Source organism: Albidovulum sp. (assembly GCF_049646345.1).
Classification (GTDB): Bacteria; Pseudomonadota; Alphaproteobacteria; order Rhodobacterales; family Rhodobacteraceae; genus Albidovulum.
The window spans coordinates 1-2077 of sequence record NZ_JBARVQ010000016.1; the positions used below are offsets into that span (position 1 = coordinate 1).

General features: G+C 60.7%; 2 protein-coding genes and 1 tRNA gene. All 3 read left to right on the top strand.

Features of this window, described 5'->3' with window-relative positions:
• Window positions 1-1158, top strand: a 1158-nt coding sequence (locus WBB85_RS00395; RefSeq protein WP_432636644.1) for a heavy metal translocating P-type ATPase, incomplete at its 5' end; no start/stop codon positions are given.
• Between the two features lie 10 nt (window positions 1159-1168).
• Entirely contained in the window at window positions 1169-1576 is a 408-nt protein-coding gene (cueR, locus tag WBB85_RS00400; protein WP_432636645.1) for a Cu(I)-responsive transcriptional regulator, read from the top strand.
• Window positions 1577-1666: 90 nt separating this feature from the next.
• Window positions 1667-1742, top strand: a tRNA-Arg gene (locus WBB85_RS00405).
• Window positions 1743-2077: the final 335 nt, after the last annotated feature.

Sequence of the window (2077 nt, forward strand, 5' to 3'; positions counted from 1 at the left end):
GGCGTCGCAGTGCTGATCATCGCCTGCCCCTGCGCGATGGGTCTGGCGACGCCGACCTCGATCATGGTCGGAACCGGGCGAGGCGCGGAAATGGGTGTGCTCTTTCGAAAGGGTGAAGCGCTTCAGACGCTGTCGGGCACAAGCGTGATTGCTCTCGACAAGACTGGCACGCTGACCGAAGGCCGTCCGCAACTCACGGATCTGATCCTGGCGGATGGATTTGAGCGCCCCGAAGTGCTGCGGCTTCTGGCCGCCGCGGAACAGAGATCGGAACATCCGATCGCACGGGCAATTCAGCAGGCTGCGGAACAGGAGCATGTCGAGCCGGTCGAAGCCGAAAGCTTCGAATCGCTGACCGGCTTCGGGGTGGCGGCCCGGATCGACGGGCGGCAGGTGCTGGTCGGTGCGGATCGGCTGATGGTTGGTCGCAAGGTGGATCACAGCACGCTTGCCGGTGCAGGAGCATCGCTTGCCGAACGGGGCAAGACGCCTCTTTACGCCGCGATAGATGGCCGGATCGCCGCCGTTCTTGCCGTTGCCGACCCGGTCAAGCCAACAACGAAATCGGCCATCGACGCGCTGCATGGAATGGGGCTTACCGTCGCCATGATCACCGGCGACAACCGGGCCACCGCAAACGAAATCGCTCGTCAGCTCGGGATCGACAAGGTCGTCGCCGAAGTGTTGCCAGAGGGTAAGGTCGCGGCCTTGGGGCAACTGCGCACAGCGGGCGGCACGCTGGCCTATGTTGGTGACGGTATCAACGATGCCCCCGCGCTGGCCCATGCCGATGTCGGTCTTGCTGTCGGAACGGGCACGGACGTGGCCATAGAAGCGGCAGATGTCGTTCTGATGTCGGGCGACCTGCGGGCGGTCGTGAACGCCTATGAGGTGTCGCGCCACACGATGCGGAACATCCGTCAGAATCTGTTCTGGGCTTTCGCTTACAATACCGCACTGATCCCGGTTGCTGCAGGAGCGCTCTACCCGGTCTTCGGATTGATGCTGTCGCCTGTCCTTGCGGCGGCGGCCATGGCTCTGTCGAGCACATTCGTGCTGACCAACGCCCTGCGCCTGAGGCTGATCCGCCCGGTGCTTGGCGAAGGACAAAGACCGCAGCCGCAGCGCGCCGTTCTGCAACCGAAATCTGCTTTCTGAGGAGACAGGAATGAACATCGGTGACGTCGCCAGAATGTCCGGATTGCCGGCGAAAACGATCCGCTATTACGAGGATATCGGTCTGGTGGAGCCGATGCGCAGCGGCAATGGATACCGCAGTTTCCGCGAAAGCGATCTGCACAAACTGGCATTTCTCGGGCGCGCCCGGTCGCTGGGCTTCACGATAGACGAATGCCGGAATCTGATGCAGCTTTACGCCGACAAGGACCGCGCGAGTTCTGACGTCAAGCAGATCGCCAAGGGCCATCTGCAGCGCATTGATGCCAAGATCGAAGAGTTGACGCAGATGCGTGAAACGCTCTCGCATCTGATCAGGGCCTGCGCCGGCGACAACCGACCGGATTGCCCGATTCTATCCGATCTGGCATCGCTTCCGGATCAGAAAAAACCGGCATGACTGCAAGCCACAGTTAACTTGAAGCTTTGCCACGCAGCGACTATGCAAAGGGCGTCCCGGGGAGGCCAAGCAAGGTCTTGCGGGGCGCGCGGCCTCGTAGCTCAGGGGATAGAGCAACCGCCTCCTAAGCGGTAGGTCTCAGGTTCGAATCCTGACGGGGCCGCCATACTTGAATACAAGATATTGATTTTTATATATTTTTATTGGACTAATGGTTTTCTCCCAACAAAAACCGTGACAAACGTGAAGTAAGCAACCTTCTCGAGGCCGGGCATCCTCTGCGGCTTGTGGACAGGTTCGGTGCGGCACTTCTGCGATCGTTCTTCGGGATGTTTGCCGGCAGGAACCCGGACAATCCGAATGCCGTCGCATTCCTCGATCTTGAACTCTGTGATCCCGCCAGTCTTGTGGGTGCTGACGATGCAGCGCTCGCACCCCCCGGGTGACATTGCCGACAATGGCCTGCCCACCATCCGCTACGTTGACGTGCTGCACGACCAC